At 36.2% G+C, this 14,919-nt stretch carries 16 protein-coding genes; 8 read left to right on the top strand and 8 right to left on the bottom strand.

Features of this window, described 5'->3' with window-relative positions; all coding sequences use genetic code 11:
* The first annotated feature begins 24 nt into the window (after positions 1–24).
* On the top strand, positions 25–975 hold the full coding sequence (locus ABH942_RS05420; protein ID WP_370029963.1) for a helix-turn-helix domain-containing protein: 951 nt from the start codon (positions 25–27) through the stop codon (positions 973–975).
* Positions 976–1,048: 73 nt separating this feature from the next.
* On the opposite strand, the gene ABH942_RS05415 is transcribed toward ABH942_RS05420, so the two are convergent.
* On the bottom strand, positions 1,049–1,648 hold the full coding sequence (locus ABH942_RS05415; RefSeq protein ID WP_370029962.1) for a nitroreductase family protein: 600 nt from the start codon (positions 1,646–1,648) through the stop codon (positions 1,049–1,051).
* 95 nt (positions 1,649–1,743) lie between these two features.
* Here ABH942_RS05415 and ABH942_RS05410 point away from each other — a divergent pair, with 95 nt between their 5' ends.
* The gene (locus tag ABH942_RS05410) at positions 1,744–2,091 is read left to right on the top strand and encodes a winged helix-turn-helix transcriptional regulator (protein ID WP_370029960.1); all 348 of its coding nucleotides are present in this window, start codon (positions 1,744–1,746) and stop codon (positions 2,089–2,091) included.
* Positions 2,092–2,171: 80 nt separating this feature from the next.
* On the opposite strand, the gene ABH942_RS05405 is transcribed toward ABH942_RS05410, so the two are convergent.
* Positions 2,172–3,167: an OmpA family protein gene (locus tag ABH942_RS05405; RefSeq protein WP_370029959.1), complete on the bottom strand. Its 996-nt coding sequence runs from the start codon at positions 3,165–3,167 to the stop codon at positions 2,172–2,174.
* A 268-nt stretch (positions 3,168–3,435) separates the two neighbouring features.
* Here ABH942_RS05405 and ABH942_RS05400 point away from each other — a divergent pair, with 268 nt between their 5' ends.
* The 3 genes from ABH942_RS05400 (at position 3,436) to ABH942_RS05390 (ending at position 5,800) form a co-directional block, all read left to right on the top strand.
* Positions 3,436–4,290 (top strand): helix-turn-helix domain-containing protein, encoded by an 855-nt coding sequence (locus tag ABH942_RS05400; protein ID WP_370029958.1) that lies wholly within the window; start codon positions 3,436–3,438, stop codon positions 4,288–4,290.
* Between the two features lie 169 nt (positions 4,291–4,459).
* On the top strand, positions 4,460–4,825 hold the full coding sequence (locus ABH942_RS05395; protein ID WP_370029957.1) for a nuclear transport factor 2 family protein: 366 nt from the start codon (positions 4,460–4,462) through the stop codon (positions 4,823–4,825).
* Positions 4,826–5,020: 195 nt separating this feature from the next.
* Positions 5,021–5,800: an alpha/beta hydrolase gene (locus tag ABH942_RS05390; RefSeq protein ID WP_370029956.1), complete on the top strand. Its 780-nt coding sequence runs from the start codon at positions 5,021–5,023 to the stop codon at positions 5,798–5,800.
* Between the two features lie 295 nt (positions 5,801–6,095).
* Here ABH942_RS05390 and ABH942_RS05385 read toward each other — a convergent pair whose 3' ends face one another.
* From ABH942_RS05385 to ABH942_RS05375, 3 genes are read right to left on the bottom strand one after another with little or no spacing between them, the layout of a single operon-like run.
* Positions 6,096–6,581: a cupin domain-containing protein gene (locus tag ABH942_RS05385; protein ID WP_370029955.1), complete on the bottom strand. Its 486-nt coding sequence runs from the start codon at positions 6,579–6,581 to the stop codon at positions 6,096–6,098.
* A 9-nt stretch (positions 6,582–6,590) separates the two neighbouring features.
* Complete coding sequence (locus ABH942_RS05380) at positions 6,591–7,649, bottom strand: alpha/beta hydrolase (protein ID WP_370029954.1); 1,059 nt, start codon at positions 7,647–7,649, stop codon at positions 6,591–6,593.
* 10 nt (positions 7,650–7,659) lie between these two features.
* Positions 7,660–8,349, bottom strand: coding sequence for a carboxymuconolactone decarboxylase family protein (locus tag ABH942_RS05375; RefSeq protein ID WP_370029953.1), 690 nt, complete (start codon positions 8,347–8,349; stop codon positions 7,660–7,662).
* Between the two features lie 340 nt (positions 8,350–8,689).
* Here ABH942_RS05375 and ABH942_RS05370 point away from each other — a divergent pair, with 340 nt between their 5' ends.
* The gene (locus tag ABH942_RS05370) at positions 8,690–9,583 is read left to right on the top strand and encodes a helix-turn-helix domain-containing protein (RefSeq protein ID WP_370029952.1); all 894 of its coding nucleotides are present in this window, start codon (positions 8,690–8,692) and stop codon (positions 9,581–9,583) included.
* Positions 9,584–9,598: 15 nt separating this feature from the next.
* On the opposite strand, the gene ABH942_RS05365 is transcribed toward ABH942_RS05370, so the two are convergent.
* The 3 genes from ABH942_RS05365 to ABH942_RS05355 form a co-directional block, all read right to left on the bottom strand.
* Entirely contained in the window at positions 9,599–10,015 is a 417-nt protein-coding gene (locus ABH942_RS05365) for an EamA family transporter (RefSeq protein ID WP_370029951.1), read from the bottom strand.
* Between the two features lie 278 nt (positions 10,016–10,293).
* A complete protein-coding gene (locus ABH942_RS05360) occupies positions 10,294–10,722 on the bottom strand; it encodes a PepSY-like domain-containing protein (protein WP_370029950.1) in 429 nt (142 codons plus the stop codon).
* A gap of 156 nt (positions 10,723–10,878) precedes the next feature.
* Positions 10,879–11,625, bottom strand: coding sequence for a hypothetical protein (locus ABH942_RS05355; RefSeq protein ID WP_370029949.1), 747 nt, complete (start codon positions 11,623–11,625; stop codon positions 10,879–10,881).
* A gap of 257 nt (positions 11,626–11,882) precedes the next feature.
* On the opposite strand from ABH942_RS05355, the gene ABH942_RS05350 reads away from it, so the two are divergent.
* Together ABH942_RS05350 and ABH942_RS05345 are read left to right on the top strand one after the other, a co-directional pair.
* Positions 11,883–12,785 carry a hypothetical protein gene (locus tag ABH942_RS05350; protein ID WP_370029948.1) on the top strand — a complete coding sequence of 301 codons (903 nt, stop codon included), beginning with the start codon at positions 11,883–11,885 and terminating at the stop codon, positions 12,783–12,785.
* A 33-nt stretch (positions 12,786–12,818) separates the two neighbouring features.
* Positions 12,819–14,633: a 3-coathanger stack domain-containing protein gene (locus ABH942_RS05345; protein ID WP_370029947.1), complete on the top strand. Its 1,815-nt coding sequence runs from the start codon at positions 12,819–12,821 to the stop codon at positions 14,631–14,633.
* Positions 14,634–14,919: the final 286 nt, after the last annotated feature.

Genomic DNA, 14,919 nt, shown 5'->3' with positions numbered 1-14,919 from the left:
TATTTGACATTAAAATAGTCGTATATGGAATTATATCAAACACGATTGTCAGCAACAGTACCTAATGTCCTAAAGAGATTTGCAGACTTGCTGAATACCGAAATGACAGGTAATAAGGTTGTGATTCCTCAGAAGTTCGGCAAAGGCTACTGTGCCGGATATGTTCTAAATGAAAATATACGTTTGCTTCTGCTTGATTATGAATTAAAAGAAGAATTAATGCTCGAAGATCCTGATAGCGATGTTGTTGGGAAAATGCTTCTTTTTAAGTTTCAGGGTATTTATTCTAAAAGTGAAAAACCGCCTGCTCTGCCTACTGCTTTAATTGCCACAAGAAAGGCAGGCTCCCATATTCCTGTCCATACGAATACTGCAACTATCAATATTGAAGTATCGGCAAGCTATTTAGAAGGCCTGTTAAACTTATCTGGAAAGTCTACTGTCTTGCAACAGCTAGTACTGAATACGCAACCTTTGTTGTTTGAACAGTTGGTTCAGCCTGCTTTACAGAAAATTGTAGATGAAATTTTAACGAGCGCTACATTTGGAACATTTGAGCTTTATTTTCTTAGGATTAAGACAGAAGAACTTATTTGCAGGTTGCTGATGGAATTGGAAAAGAGAGATCAAAACCAGCTTTATGCTTTAAACGGAAACGATATCCGGATCTTGTATAGCATAAGAGAACGGATTTTGGAACATTTGGATATTCCGCCTGTTATTAATGAATTGTCTGCTGAAGCCAATATGAGTCCGACCAAACTAAAACGTTTGTTCAAGCAGATTTTTGGGAATAGTATTTTTAACTATTATCAGGAATTTAGGATGAAAGAAGCCGCACGTTTGCTAAAAGACGAAAAGTTGTCTGTTTCAGAAGTGGGCTACCAATTAGGATTTGCCAACCTAAGCCATTTTACACGTCTTTTTGAAAAGCATATCGGATTAAAGCCGAAAAAATACAGTATGATGGTTTAGTGAATCTAATAAAAAACTACAGGCTGCTCATTGACATAAGCAGCCTGTAGTTTTTTTGTGACATCTTAATAGATTAAAAAGATTGTATTGTCTGTTCCGTAGGTAAACGGAACTTTCCTTTAATTGATGGCTGGTTCGCATCTTCCGGATTTCTGTAACCTATAGCAACAGCAAATAGTGATTTATAGCCATCCAATTGTAGTATTTTGTCATACTCTTCATTTTTGATACCTTCCATTGGTGAACTGTCAATATCCATACTGACACATGCGGAAAGGAAAAACCCGAGAGACAGATAAACCTGATGTTCAAGCCACGATTTGATTTCAGCTTCCGGTTTTGGCTTTATGAATTGGTTGTAATAATTTACGGAACCTTCAGGTAAATTTTGCTTGATTTGATTTTCAAATTGCTGAATATCGTCTATCACGCTAAAAACAACCAGGTGGCTTGCCTCATTGATTTTTTGTTGGTTGAAATAAGAAACGCTGGCCAATTCGCTTTTTAGACTTTCATCGGAAATAAAAATAAATTTCCAAGGCTGACTGTTTATCGAAGATGGACTTAAATTTAAAATCTCTTTTAACTCTGTAATGGTTTCTTCCGGAATCCTTTTATTTGGATTGTAACTTTTTGTAGTGTATCTGCTTTTTGCTAGGTCTAAAAAATTCATAGTTGTTCTGTTTTTTATATACTATACATTTTATAGTTGCAAAACTAAGTATAGTTAAATAACTTTGCAATAACGGTCAAAATAGATAGTATAAAATGTATTGTATAGACGATAAAAAATATCCTTGTACCACCAGCCTTACCATGAAATATATTGGAGGGAAATGGAAAGCAGTAATCCTTATTCATCTGATCAGGAAATTACGCTACAACGAATTGAGAAAAGAACTGCCAATGGTTACGGAACGTACTATAAGCCTCCAACTAAAAGAATTGGAAGAAGACGGTCTGATTAAACGTACTGTTCATACCAGTAAACCGCCATTAAAGGTAGAGTACGAGCTGACTGAGTTTGGAACAACATTAATCCCGTTGCTGAATGCTATTTCGGAATGGGGAAGAGAAACGGCAAAGAACAATAAACGTATTGACGTTGTTGTGTAACAACAACGTAGTATTCTGCATTGGCATCTACAAAATCATCAGTGTTGTCAACAATTACAATTTTGTAGATGTTCCAGTTTTTACTTTATTTTAACCAGTTCTACCCGTCTGTTTTTAGCTTTATTACCTTCTGAATCGTTTGGAACTAATGGACGTTCTGATCCAAAACCTACAGCTGACAGTCTTGATTTATCAATACCCTGTGTAGTCAAGGTTGATAGAACAGCTTTGGCACGATCATCGGATAGTTTTTTATTATGTGCAGCATTGCCTGAATTATCAGTATGTCCTTCTATGGCAATTTTTAAAGAAGGATTTTCCTTTAATGCTCCTGCTATTTCTGTTACTATTTCCTTGCCATCAGGCGAAATTGTAGATTTATCTATATCAAAATTAATATATAGAATTGATTTGCCTTTTTCCGTTAAGTCTTTTGCAATTTCATCTGCCGTAATCTTTGTTATCGTTTGCTTAAATGCTTCTTCTTGGAGTATATTAAGTTTTCCTGCGGCATTATTTGCTGAAAACTGAACATAGATATTTCCTTTATCTTTTGTACGGATAACATAAAATTTAATCTGTTCATCTGCATAACCAATATCACCTTCATTGCCTTTATTGGGATCCTGTTTATTGTATCGGTCATATTCTTCCGAGGAAATTTTTCCATCAAAAATCTTTACAGCTCCCACTGAAGTAAGATAATCTTCAATACTCTTTTCAAAATACCTTTGTGAAAATTCCTCACCTGGCTTAGAAACTACATTTGATTTATAGAGACGACCTTCAAATGGAGTCATTATGCCGTCAATAGGAAAATAGCAAACATCGAATTTTTTCTCCAGTGGTTTATTCTGCTCTTTAAGTCCTTGAGGTAAAGTGAAAAATGGAAAATCGCCTATAGTAGCATTCGAAAAAGCGATGTCTTCAATATTGAATTTTTTTTCTGTTTGAGATTGGTCATTTTTTTCGGAAACTTGTTCTGTTTCTATTTCCTTATTCTGATCTCCTTCCGATTTCTGGTTACAAGAGAGCATAATTGATGCTAATGCAAGCAAAAGAATTCCTTTTTTCATTGTAAATTTTATAAAAAATTAGGTTTTAAATGTCTTACATAATTTTGTAAAAAACAATACTTAATTAGGAAATTGATTGTATGCTTAAAAGCTCTTAAAATAGGCGAACCTAGTCCTCTAATCCTGATGCTGTTTTTTCTGCAACTTCATGCAATGATTCTATAGTAGCGAGGTTTTTGTTTTCGGCAAAATGGGAGATATATTTTAGTGTCCTGTGTATCAATCTTTATGCTTCTTTTGTACTTTTATAGATAGAAATAGATCAATAATGAAACTTAAAGTAAACGAGGAAAATACAGGGGGCGAATTTCTGTTTTTTAAAGATGAGCCCGGTTTTGACCGTCTGTTTTTTACAAGAGACAAGTTCAATAAATATTTTACCATTGCATGGAACTCAGGTGAGAATCAGATAGTAACCGTTGATGGAACGGAATATGAATTTCCTTCCAATTCTCTGCTTACTCTTCTCTTTAACCAGACTTTTAGTTTTGAGGATTCTTCGGCTATCACTGCATGGCAGTTTAACCGCGAATTTTATTGTATTATCGATCACGACAGTGAAGTGAGCTGTGTTGGATTTCTGTTCAGCAGTACGGATCACATGTTTGTCAGGCTCAGTGAATCCGCACAAAAGAAACTGCAACTGCTTACAGAAGTGTTTATTGAAGAATTTGCTACTTCCGATCATATTCAGAATGAAATGCTACTGGTGCTGTTAAAAAGGCTTATTATTTATGTGACCGGACTAGCCAAATCAGCCTATATGCCTGTTATGAAAAACCAGGAAGAAAGATTTCATGTCGTACGGAAATTCAACCTATTGGTAGAAGCCAATTTTAAATCAGAACATTCTGTTAGTTTTTATGCCGGACAGCTTTTCAAGTCGCCCAAAACCTTATCCAATCTGTTTGCCATTTACAACCAGAAGACACCTTCGCAGATCATACAGGAAAGAATAGTTGTGGAAGCCAAACGGCTGTTACGCTACACTGATAGGTCGGTTAAGCACATTACCTTTGAACTCGGCTTTGAAGATGTATCCTATTTTTCTAATTTCTTCAAGAAAAATACGGGCACGTCGCCTTCTGATTTCAGGAACTTACAGGAAACAGCCAAACCTTAATGAGATAGGAAAGGTTTCTAAACAAATTGAAAAGTACTATATGTTTCAGAAAAATAATAGAAGATAAAGAGTAAACCGGCATCAGTGAATGTAAATTAAAATTCTATTGATGTTAGAAAATATGGAGATACAGCTAAAAATCAGATAAAATTTGTGATAATCTAAAAAAATGACAAAAACCGAAATTTTAAATCAGGAAAATAAGCTTTATAAGGCTATTCAGGAAAGTAATATAGCAATGCTTGACGAGTTATTACATGAAGATCTACTTTTTGTTATCCCGAGCGGAGAAGTGATTACCAAAGAAATGGATTTACAGACCTACCGTAGTGGCAACATAAAAATTAATAAACTTGTTCCTAAAGTTGAAAATCTAAACATATTGGGTGATTTGGCGGTCATCACATTAACAATAGAATTACACGGAAACTATCTTAAGGAAGCCTTTGAAAGCAAGTGTCGCTACATTCGTTTTTGGAAAGAGTTTCCAGAAGGAATCAAGGTAGTTGGCGGTAGCGGAATGGTCATTGGTTAGACCTCCGAATAGTAAGTTATAAATAAAAGGTATTCCGCCAAAAGGAGAAACACTATTGTTTATAATCTTTATAGCAGAAAAAATGCAAAAAGGGAAATAATCACAACTAATCGGGTAATCTGCCCACGAATTACGCTTGTCTTTCGGCGGATCTTTGTATCGTTGAATCAAACCAAAACTTCAACGACAACAAAGATGAAAAATCAAACCTTAATTAATGTATTCAAAAGCGGCATTATAGCATTGGCTGCCGTACTTTTCTCAACAGTAGCGGTAACCGCACAAACTGTAAAAAATGTAGTATTGGTTCATGGAGCTTTTGCGGATGGTTCCGGATACAAAGGCATGTATGAAGTGCTGACCAAACAAGGGTATCATGTCACCATAGTACAGAATCCTTTGACTTCTCTTGAAGATGATGTAAAAGCAACGAAGTTGGCATTAGATGCGCAAGACGGCCCTACCATCTTGGCTGGACATTCTTGGGGCGGAGCTGTGATTACCCAAGCAGGAAATCATCCAAAAGTGGCAGCATTAGTATATATAGCGGCTTTTCAGCCTGACAATGGAGAATCGGCTTTGCAATGGTTTCAGACAGTGAAACCTGCGCCGGAAAATGGTGTATTGCCTTCTGATGCGAAAGGAATAGTTTATTATGACCAGGCTAAATTTCATGCAGGTTTTTGTGCCGATTTAAGCAAGGATGAAGCCGCTTTTATGTATGCTTCACAAGGCGCATTCTATGCAGAATGTTTTGTAACACCAATTACGGATGCCGCCTGGAGAAACAAACCGACATACGGTATTGTAGCTACCGATGATAAAAGCATACAGCCAGAAATTCAACGAAATATGTACAAGCGTTCTAATACTAAAGTGACAGAAATTAAAGGCAGTCATGCCGTATACATTTCGCAACCGCAAAAAGTTGCTGCAGTAATTATTAAAGCAGCTAAAGAAGTAGCTCGAAAATAAAAGACAGAGTAATAAGATATTGATTTTTTTGTTTTTATGTTGTTGATACAAAGTTCTGCATGATCTAAATAAAAGCTGTAACCGACTATTAGGTTGTTGTAGCCGAAAAGTCTGAATATGGAAAAACGGATTATTTTACGGGTAACTTGGCTAGAAATATTTAGTAGCAAGTGTAGGAGTTTATTCAGGCTCTTACTCTAATTTTTTATGTATGCTAAATTGTTTTTTTTTGAATAAAGGTCAAAATGGGTGGTGTTATTAATCTACGAATAACACCTTAAAATCGATAAAATCTCTATTTCAATCCGCCATTATATTCCTCATCCGTTACAGCTTCCAGCCAAATAGTCTCACCTTTTTCCCGTCCGGTTATGGCCAGCTGAATAAATGTACTATTAACACTTGCTCCATGCCAATGAGGAATATCGGGCGGGCATTTGACAGCGTCACCTTTTCTAACAATAACTTTTGGGCTGCCTTTTTCCTGATAATATCCCTCGCCTTCGAGTGCCAATATAATTTGTCCGGCAGGATGGGAATGCCATTTAGTTCTTGTTCCTGGTTCAAAGGTTACACTGCCAATAGCATTCTGATTAAGACTGTCAGGCTGTACGAGAGCAGATAACCATACATCGCCAATAAAATTACCATTGGTGATTTTTTCGCCTTTCGGAAATATAAGTGCATTTTGTTGTTTTGTATCTTCCATTTTTTGGTTATTGCTACAAGCCTGGAACAGAAAAATTGCAAACACTAATAGGCATTTAATAGTATGTTTCATTATCTATTTTTAGTTCAGGTATTGTTTGAAAAACCCATCCAGTTTAATTAAGGCTTGCGCTACATATTCGGGTTTCCAATAGGTTTCTATATGGGTAGCTCCATTAATCAGAAACAACTCCTTGTTTTTTGTATTGGTTGCTTTGTTGAATGCTTCATCCGTCATATAATAACTGTCGGCTTTACTTCCTGCAATCATCAATAATGGCTGGTTGATTAAATCCATATTGGTACTGGCATCCCAAGTCATCAGGTCCATAAGACTGCTCATTGTATATTTGAATGTAGAATTTGGATGTGCGTGTGTTCTGTTATAGTAATAATGTCCTTCGCGATACATATCAAAAGGTGTTTTGTCTGCCATTTGATCTGTTATTTCTGTGTCACCAAGATAACGTACTTCGCCTCCTGCAGCTTCTAATTCCCGTGCATCGGAAGCCTGTTTTAATCGTTCCTGTATTGTTGCGAATTGGGAGTTCATAAAACCATTACGTCTCACCAGACCTGAATTGAACATACTCAATGTGGCTACTGCCTTAAATCTTTTGTCTCCCTGAGCCGCCTTCAAAGTATAGCCGCCACCGCCACAAATACCAAGTACTCCGAGTCTCTCAGTGTCAACTCCTTTATATTGAGAAATGAAATCTGCCATACCGTGAATGTCTTCAATACGATTTGCAGGCTTGTCTACGTTACGTGGAGTGCCACCACTGCCGCCCTGATATGCAGCATCAGCTGCAATGGTAATAAATCCTTGCTCTGCTAATCGCTGAGCATACAAACCCGCTGCTTGTTCTTTAACTCCTCCGTTGGGATGCGCTACAACAATAGTTGGATATTTTTTAGAGGCATCGAAGTTTGGTGGCGTGTAAACATTGGCCACAATTGAAATATCTTTGATTTTGTAAGTAACAGGATGGATATTTACTTTTCCTTTGATATTTTCCGTGATTGCTCCCTCATATACCAAGGTGTAAGGGTTTTTCTTTGCTTTTTGATAATATTGTGATTGAGCATTTGCCATAGTAGTAATTGTTATTAATGCGATTACGAATGATAATTTTTTCATACTGTTTTATTTATTGCTTTCTATTGTTTTTCAGAACTTCGTCCAAAACGACTTTTGCGGCTTTTGCCTGTTTCTTACCGATAACTGATTTAATAACTCCTACAAATTGCTGTAGTTGTTCGGGTGTTATGCCTGCATTCAGGCTAATAATCAGATGTGAACGCAACATAGGTTCTGCATCGCCAATAGTAGCTATTACAGAAATCGTAACTAATTCTCTTTGGGCATAGCTTAAAGTATTTCTCTCAAAAATATCGGCAAATAGATGTTCTTTTAAAAAAGTGTCTATTACGGGAGCAAAAGCCGAATAGCCTGTAAGTGTGTCGGGTTGTTGCGTTTTGGTAAGTTCCGCTAAAATCTTCTTGCCACGTTCGTATTTGCTTTGCCCATTTTTGATTGCCAATGCTTCTGCACCTGCTACATCATTAATACCTTTTGCCTTGCGTTCTTCTATTACCTCCATAAAAGTTTGCAACCCGCGAATGCTGCGGGGAAATCCGCAATAGGCATAGAGATGTACTAATATTTCTTTTATTTCATTAACGGTTAGTCCTGCATCAAGTCCTGTATTCAGTTCCTCTTTTAGTCTGGATAAATCACCTTTTGCAGTTAATGCTGCAATAGAAATGATACTTTGCTCCTTTGGGTTTAGTACTTTTTCTGTTGTCATTTTTGGGTGTGCATTTATAGTACTGACCATACCGGTTATTGTTATCAGTAACAGTAGTATTAATTTTTTATTTATTATTTTCATACTATATGGCTGATTCATTTAATTATTTTGAGCTTTTTTACCTGCCAACATTTATTTGATAATCTTTTGAGATAGGGATTTTCGAGTTTTTAGGTAACTCAAGCTGGATTCACGAGAGGTTGTCATTCTCCTAATTTATTTCTATTACAAAGTTCCAGGTAATTGTCAGTGTGCGGCTTATACCAATTACAGTATTATCTACCATTATTACTGATTAGGGATTCAGAGATCAAGAACTGTTATTTGATTCTGTAAATTTGTATCTACTTTATTAAAATGTCAAGTGATGGACGATATCATTAATTTCAACAGTATCAGGGAATATAATGCATTCAACAACCAGGAAACGTTACACCCGCTGGTAAGCGTTGTTCATCTGGATAAGGCGGAACCGCGCAAGCAAAGACGCCTGCGTTACGAGTTCTATACTGTTTTTCTGAAACAGATACACTGTGGAGACCTGCGTTATGGATTAAATCATTATGACTACGAAGAAGGGACATTGATATTTCTTGCGCCTGGCCAGGTAATTGGTGAAAGCGGAGATGAATATTATCAGCCACAAGGAACCGCATTAGTATTTCATCCCGATTTGCTATTAGGTACTTCGCTTGGCAGAAATATAAATGATTATCTTTTTTTTACTTATGCGGTGAATGAAGCCTTACACTTATCAGAGCAGGAAAGAAAAATAATACTGGATTGTTTGGCTAAAATAGAATATGAATTACAGCACACTATTGACAAGCATAGCAAGCAACTGATTGTAAATAACATCGAACTGTTTTTAAATTACTGTGCCCGGTTTTACGACCGACAGTTTATAACAAGAGATACTGCCAATAAAGGAATTTTAGAACGGCTTGAAAATTTGCTCAACGGTTATTTTTCGTCTGATAAACCTTTGGAAACAGGTCTGCCGTCAGTTTCTTTTTGTGCTGATGAATTAAATTTGTCTGCCAATTATTTTGGGGACTTGGTCAAAAAGGAAACGGGCGTGTCTGCACAGGAGTATATTCAAACAAAAGTAATTAATGTAGCCAAAAATAGAATTTTTGATAACACTAAGTCCATCAGCGAAATTGCTTATGGCCTAGGTTTTAAATATCCGCAGCATTTTACAAGATTGTTTAAACAAAAAGTTGGCGTGTCCCCAAACGAATACAGGAATTCCAATTGAGTTATGGCTAGATACTTACTTCACAATCAATATAATCGTTCCTGCAATAATGAAAGCCGCCCCGATTAGAGTTTTTAAAGTCAGTGCTTCTCCTAAAAAAATAACAGCCATAATAATTGTAAGGGCTACACTTAATTTATCAACCGTTGCCACCTGTGATACATTTCCCAATTGCAGGGCTTTGAAATAAAATAGCCAGGATAAACCTGTTGCTATCCCTGAAATGACGAGGAAAATAATATTTTGTTTTGATAAAGTGCTAATCCCTTTTGCTTCGCCTCTTGCCAGCACGATACTCCAGATCATTATTACTATAACAATCGTTCGTATACCGGTTGCAAGGTTGGAATTAATATTAGCGATTCCTAATTTGGCAAAGATTGCCGTAAGCGAAGCAAAGATTGCTGATAGTATTGCGTAAATCCACCACATAATAAATGATTTTAAATTTTTATTGGTAAATCGTATTGTTGTAGTTGTGGCTTTTCTTTGCCTGACAGTAGTTCGTCAACCTTAGGATAAAGCCAATATGCTAACTCTGTTGATAAAATTCAATGCCTATTCAAAGTTCGGAAAACTTCTTTAAGATAAGCTAAGAAATAATTGGAAAAACTAACCCAAAAGAGATGTTTTTATACTTTCTAAAATATAAATTGCATATTGGCTATTAGAGGAATGAATACAAAAGCAATCCTAATCTTAGTCCTGATCTAACCTTTGATTTCTTTTAAAAATTTGCCTGAATTGTCGAAAATCAAATCTCTGCCGTCTATTTCTACTTCATAAGTAATGGTTCCTTTTGTATCGGTAATTTTTGCAGCTTCTTTAATCTTTTTGTTCGGATAGTTTTTGGTAACATAGGTTTTACTATTGGCAGGCAATTTGTCAATATTGATTTCAACCTCAGTTTCAATCATTTTTCCTGATGCGTCAATTAATACAGAATAATTGATTTTTGCCATTTCAAATTCGGCTTCATAATTATTATTCTCTTTATCCCATTTCAGATTCTTGGCATTGGGATATTCTTTTTGTAAAGTTGATTTTACTACTGCCGGAACTTCTTTTTCCGAAACTTTTTGTGCATTGGCGAATGACACATATGTCACTGCAGCCAATAAAAAGATTGACTTTTTCATTTTTTTATTTTTAATTGTGAACAACAATATTCTAAAGAGATTTAGAAGAAATTTAGAATGTTAAACCTTGTTTGTGAATGTTTTATAAGGTACGGCCATACAAAAGAAGAAGCTATTTTTTTGTTTGAATAAATGGTATAGCTCAAAAATGAATTATTACTGTGATGATTTTACAGTTGCTTTCTTGTGAGCTATGACAATCATTATGGTCATGACAAAAATTGAAACCAGAGATGATTGGAGCGTACCAAGTTCAAGTCCTCCTTTTGCTATGGGCTTTGTCAGAAAATCACCAAAGGTTGCGCCAAATGGTCTTGTGAAGATAAAAGCTATCCAGAATAGCAATATATGATTGAGTTTGGTAAAATAATGCAATACCACCACCACAAGAATTATGATGCCGGTTACCAATGCGCCATACATATAGCTCAGTCCTAAATTATCGCTTAAAAAATCACCAAAAGCAGTTCCCAGGCTATTGGAAAACAAAACCGCTGTCCAGAATAACAACTCTTTGTTTCTTTCTACAATAGGATAGACTTCTAAAGAATTATACTTTTTGTACCACACTACTAAAGTACCAACCAGGCAAGAGGCTAAGAATATACTGCCAAAAAGATAGCCCAGATGCAGCGAACGGTCAATAAAATCCGAAATCTCAGTGCCTAAAGTGGTCGTTCCAATGATGACTAGCCAATATTGCAAAGGTTTATACTCGCTGGCATTAAGCTGCATCATTAGGGCAACAATAAAAATGACGAGTGTAATCATTATGCCTACTACATAGCCATAATTAAGAGTCATTGAAATAAAATCACCCAGCGTTTCTCCCAAAGTTGTAGCTACCACCTTCATTAGCCAGAATAAGAGTGTAATAGGAGCTACTTTATTTAATTGTTTCATCTTTTTTATATAAAGATAAACTTCAATTTAGAAAAAAATTAGAATCGTTAGAAACAAATTAAAAATAGATACGCTTTTTTTTAAACTATAGCCTGTCTGGTTATGAAATTAGTGATCTGCTATTCCAAAATTTGTAATTACCATAAAATCAATACTTCGGGATTAGGGTAACAAAAAAACAACTTCGTTGATATAGTAAAAATCAGCGGAACCCGAAAAGCTTATAGAGTAGGGAACAAACTTAAATACAATAAACCATGAAAAAAATTAATTTTTTAATCAACCTTTCATTATTAGCTTTTGCAGCTTCTTCCAGCTATGCTCAGCAAGTAACAGGCTCATCGCTTTTTTCTCCGAGTGGTGGTGGAGCACGTATTCTTTCTGCCCAGGGAAATACCGCTGCAAATCCTGCAATCGGATTTCAATCTACTGTTTCAACCACAACTACTGCTCAAAATGACGGCGGCGGCGGAAATGGAATTTTCAGGCCAGCAGCTAATTCTATGGCATTTTCTACCGCAAGCATAGAACGAATGAGAATTGCCCCTGGCGGAAGCATTGGAATTGGAACGACCAACCCGTTACATAAATTTCATCTTCATGATGGGTTAATGATGATATCCGGAGCTAACGGATCAGGTGGACCAATGATTGTTTTCAGTGATAATATTGCAAACAATGCATATCCAAATGGACGTTGGGGAATAGAGTATGTTCCAAACAAGGGACTAAATTTTTGGAAACCATTTAATCCAAGCACAGGTGGTGGTGGCAATTACTATATGTTGCTGAAAGATGACGGAAGAGTATCTATTGGTACTGAAAATACGCCAACAACAATTGGAGCCACTGACATTAGCGCTTATAGACTGTATGTTAAAGGCGGAATCCTTACAGACGAACTGAGGGTAGCAACGGGTTGGGCTGATTATGTTTTTGAAGACAACTATAATTTAAAACCATTATCTGAAGTTGAATCGTTTATTGAAGCACACGGTCATTTGCCTAATGTGCCTTCTGCAAAACAGGTAGAATCTGAAGGAATTAGTGTTGGAGAAATGGCTAAAATCCAACAGGAGAAAATTGAAGAATTAACACTTTATATCATTATGCTTAACAAGAAACTGGAAGTTCTTGAAGCAAAATTGAACCAGAAGTAACTATCCATAGTTTAATCTTTAAAATATTGAATTATGAAAAATAGTAAAATTCTTCTGATAATTATATTTCTGCTGGGATGTACTATTCAGGGAAATGCCCAGAGCAAAGGTCAAATAGCAAAAAAACTGAAAGAGAAATCAAAAATCGGAGAGTTTACGGTGTACAAAGATTTACTGACCGTAAGCAAAGAATTTGATGCTTCCCAAATCAATAAAGAAGTTGCGAATGCTACCGTTTTTGATCTTAACAGGGACTTGGCTTCAGAAATAATCGAGCAATCGTTAGATTTAATTTCAATTGAAATAACTGATGGGGTTGTATTGGATTTATATCGAGAAACTGATGCCTTTTCTTCTTTGACTATCAATACTTCTGATGGTAGGGAATTTGATATGCGTTCATTAAAAGCATCCTTTTACAGAGGAATGATCAGAGGCAACGAAAATAGCCTGGTAAGCCTGAGCCTTTTTGAAAATGAAGTCGCGGGGTTTATCTCCTACCAGGAAGGCAATCTGGTTTTAGGTAAGCTAAAAAACAACCGTCAGATTATTTTGTATAACGATAAAAACTTAAGAGGCAGGCCTGAATTTAGCTGTGAGGCGTCTAACTTGCCTATGACAGAGTCTGAAGTTGCAAATTATCAAAATGTTTTTTCCCAATCGCTTACATTTAAATGTGTCCGTTTGTCTTTTGAAACAATGCATGATATGTTTCATACTTTAGGTAGTGCTGCAAATGTGGCAACTTATGTGACTAACCTGTATAATCAGGTAGCAACAATATATGCTAATGACGGAATAAGTACAGCAATTTCTAACATTTCAATTTGGGTTACTGCTGACCCATATAATGGAGTGCATATGTTAGATATACTGCCACAATTTTGGGCTCATACCAGTTCAATAAACGGAGATTTGGCCCAACTTCTTACTTTTAGAGATATTGGAGGCGGTGTTGCCACAGGTTATTCTGGAATTTGCAATAGTGATGTAGACCAAAGTTTAAGTGTTATCGGGCGATTGGCAGGCATTTTCCCAAACGTGCCCACCTACAGCTGGTCTGTTTATGTGTGCGCTCACGAATTTGGTCATTTGATGGGATCTCACCATACTCATGACTGTGTATGGAATGGGAACAATACTGCTATTGACGCATGTGCCGGCCCTTTCGGAGGCTGTCCGCCGCCAACGCCAACACATCCTCCAAGCGGTGGAACCATTATGAGTTATTGTCAGGATTCTGCCGTGGGTGTAAATTTTGCAAATGGATTTGGCCCGCAGCCCACAGCCGTTATGACTAACATAATTAATAATGGGACTTGCTTAACGAGTTGTGTTCCTTGTCCGACTAACTTGGTAATAACCACTAATGTATTATCGCTTAGTATGGATTACAGACAGGCGTTTAACACAATAACGGCCACCAATGTCATTAACAATTCAGCAACTGGGATTTATCATGCCGGGACACAATTGGTTTTTCAAAACGGGTTTAATGCCGCTACCGGCTCAGATTTCAGGGCGTATATTGAAGGATGTACTGACAGCTTTGTGGCCCGTCAAAATTTTATCAACCCTGTGGTTGCCGATGGATTATCGCAGGAACATAAAATAAAAAATATGACTCTTACGCCAAATCCGAATAACGGACTTTTCACTTTAAACTCAAAAGAGCCAATCAGTGGTACCATTCAGATTATTGATTTATATGGAACTTTGGTTTATGAAACAGAGTTCAAATCACAAACGGTGTTTGAAATTAATATACATGAAAAACCAAAAGGAATGTATGTTGTAAAAGTACTCACAGACAAAGCCAATATGATTGCCAAGATAATTAAAAACTAAAGTTGATAATGTTTGCATAATTACAAGCGCCTGGAAATATATTCCAGGCGTTTTTTTATACTTTATTCTTATCTGTTTCCAGATCCTGTATGTAGAAATATTCTCTTTTTATACAACAATTAAGGACAAAAAAAGCAAAATTGGAAAACAATTGAATAGAGAAATGTCGGATACCCAATGATTGAAAACAAAGATGCTTATTACAAAGTGAAATTGTAAAATTTTGAATTACAGTTATTTGGGTGTTTTTTATTGAGGAAAAACGTAATTGGGCCATTTTTTAGCA

This window comes from Flavobacterium sp. 28YEA47A (assembly GCF_041262125.1).
GTDB lineage: Bacteria > Bacteroidota > Bacteroidia > Flavobacteriales > Flavobacteriaceae > Flavobacterium.
This window is presented reverse-complemented; position numbering and strand designations above follow the sequence as displayed.

Bases quoted from the DNA above. Each gene is read 5' to 3' on its own strand.
- ABH942_RS05380 (WP_370029954.1), bottom strand. From the start codon at position 7,649: ATGAAAAAATTATCATTCGTAATCGCATTAATAACAATTACTACTATG.
- ABH942_RS05350 (WP_370029948.1), top strand. From the start codon at position 11,883: ATGAAAAAAATTAATTTTTTAATCAACCTTTCATTATTAGCTTTTGCA.
- ABH942_RS05395 (WP_370029957.1), top strand. From the start codon at position 4,460: ATGACAAAAACCGAAATTTTAAATCAGGAAAATAAGCTTTATAAGGCT.
- ABH942_RS05360 (WP_370029950.1), bottom strand. From the start codon at position 10,722: ATGAAAAAGTCAATCTTTTTATTGGCTGCAGTGACATATGTGTCATTC.
- ABH942_RS05355 (WP_370029949.1), bottom strand. From the start codon at position 11,625: ATGAAACAATTAAATAAAGTAGCTCCTATTACACTCTTATTCTGGCTA.
- ABH942_RS05345 (WP_370029947.1), top strand. From the start codon at position 12,819: ATGAAAAATAGTAAAATTCTTCTGATAATTATATTTCTGCTGGGATGT.
- ABH942_RS05420 (WP_370029963.1), top strand. From the start codon at position 25: ATGGAATTATATCAAACACGATTGTCAGCAACAGTACCTAATGTCCTA.
- ABH942_RS05405 (WP_370029959.1), bottom strand. From the start codon at position 3,167: ATGAAAAAAGGAATTCTTTTGCTTGCATTAGCATCAATTATGCTCTCT.
- ABH942_RS05410 (WP_370029960.1), top strand. From the start codon at position 1,744: ATGTATTGTATAGACGATAAAAAATATCCTTGTACCACCAGCCTTACC.
- ABH942_RS05385 (WP_370029955.1), bottom strand. From the start codon at position 6,581: ATGAAACATACTATTAAATGCCTATTAGTGTTTGCAATTTTTCTGTTC.
- ABH942_RS05365 (WP_370029951.1), bottom strand. From the start codon at position 10,015: ATGTGGTGGATTTACGCAATACTATCAGCAATCTTTGCTTCGCTTACG.
- ABH942_RS05375 (WP_370029953.1), bottom strand. From the start codon at position 8,349: ATGGTCAGTACTATAAATGCACACCCAAAAATGACAACAGAAAAAGTA.
- ABH942_RS05370 (WP_370029952.1), top strand. From the start codon at position 8,690: ATGGACGATATCATTAATTTCAACAGTATCAGGGAATATAATGCATTC.
- ABH942_RS05400 (WP_370029958.1), top strand. From the start codon at position 3,436: ATGAAACTTAAAGTAAACGAGGAAAATACAGGGGGCGAATTTCTGTTT.
- ABH942_RS05415 (WP_370029962.1), bottom strand. From the start codon at position 1,648: ATGAATTTTTTAGACCTAGCAAAAAGCAGATACACTACAAAAAGTTAC.
- ABH942_RS05390 (WP_370029956.1), top strand. From the start codon at position 5,021: ATGAAAAATCAAACCTTAATTAATGTATTCAAAAGCGGCATTATAGCA.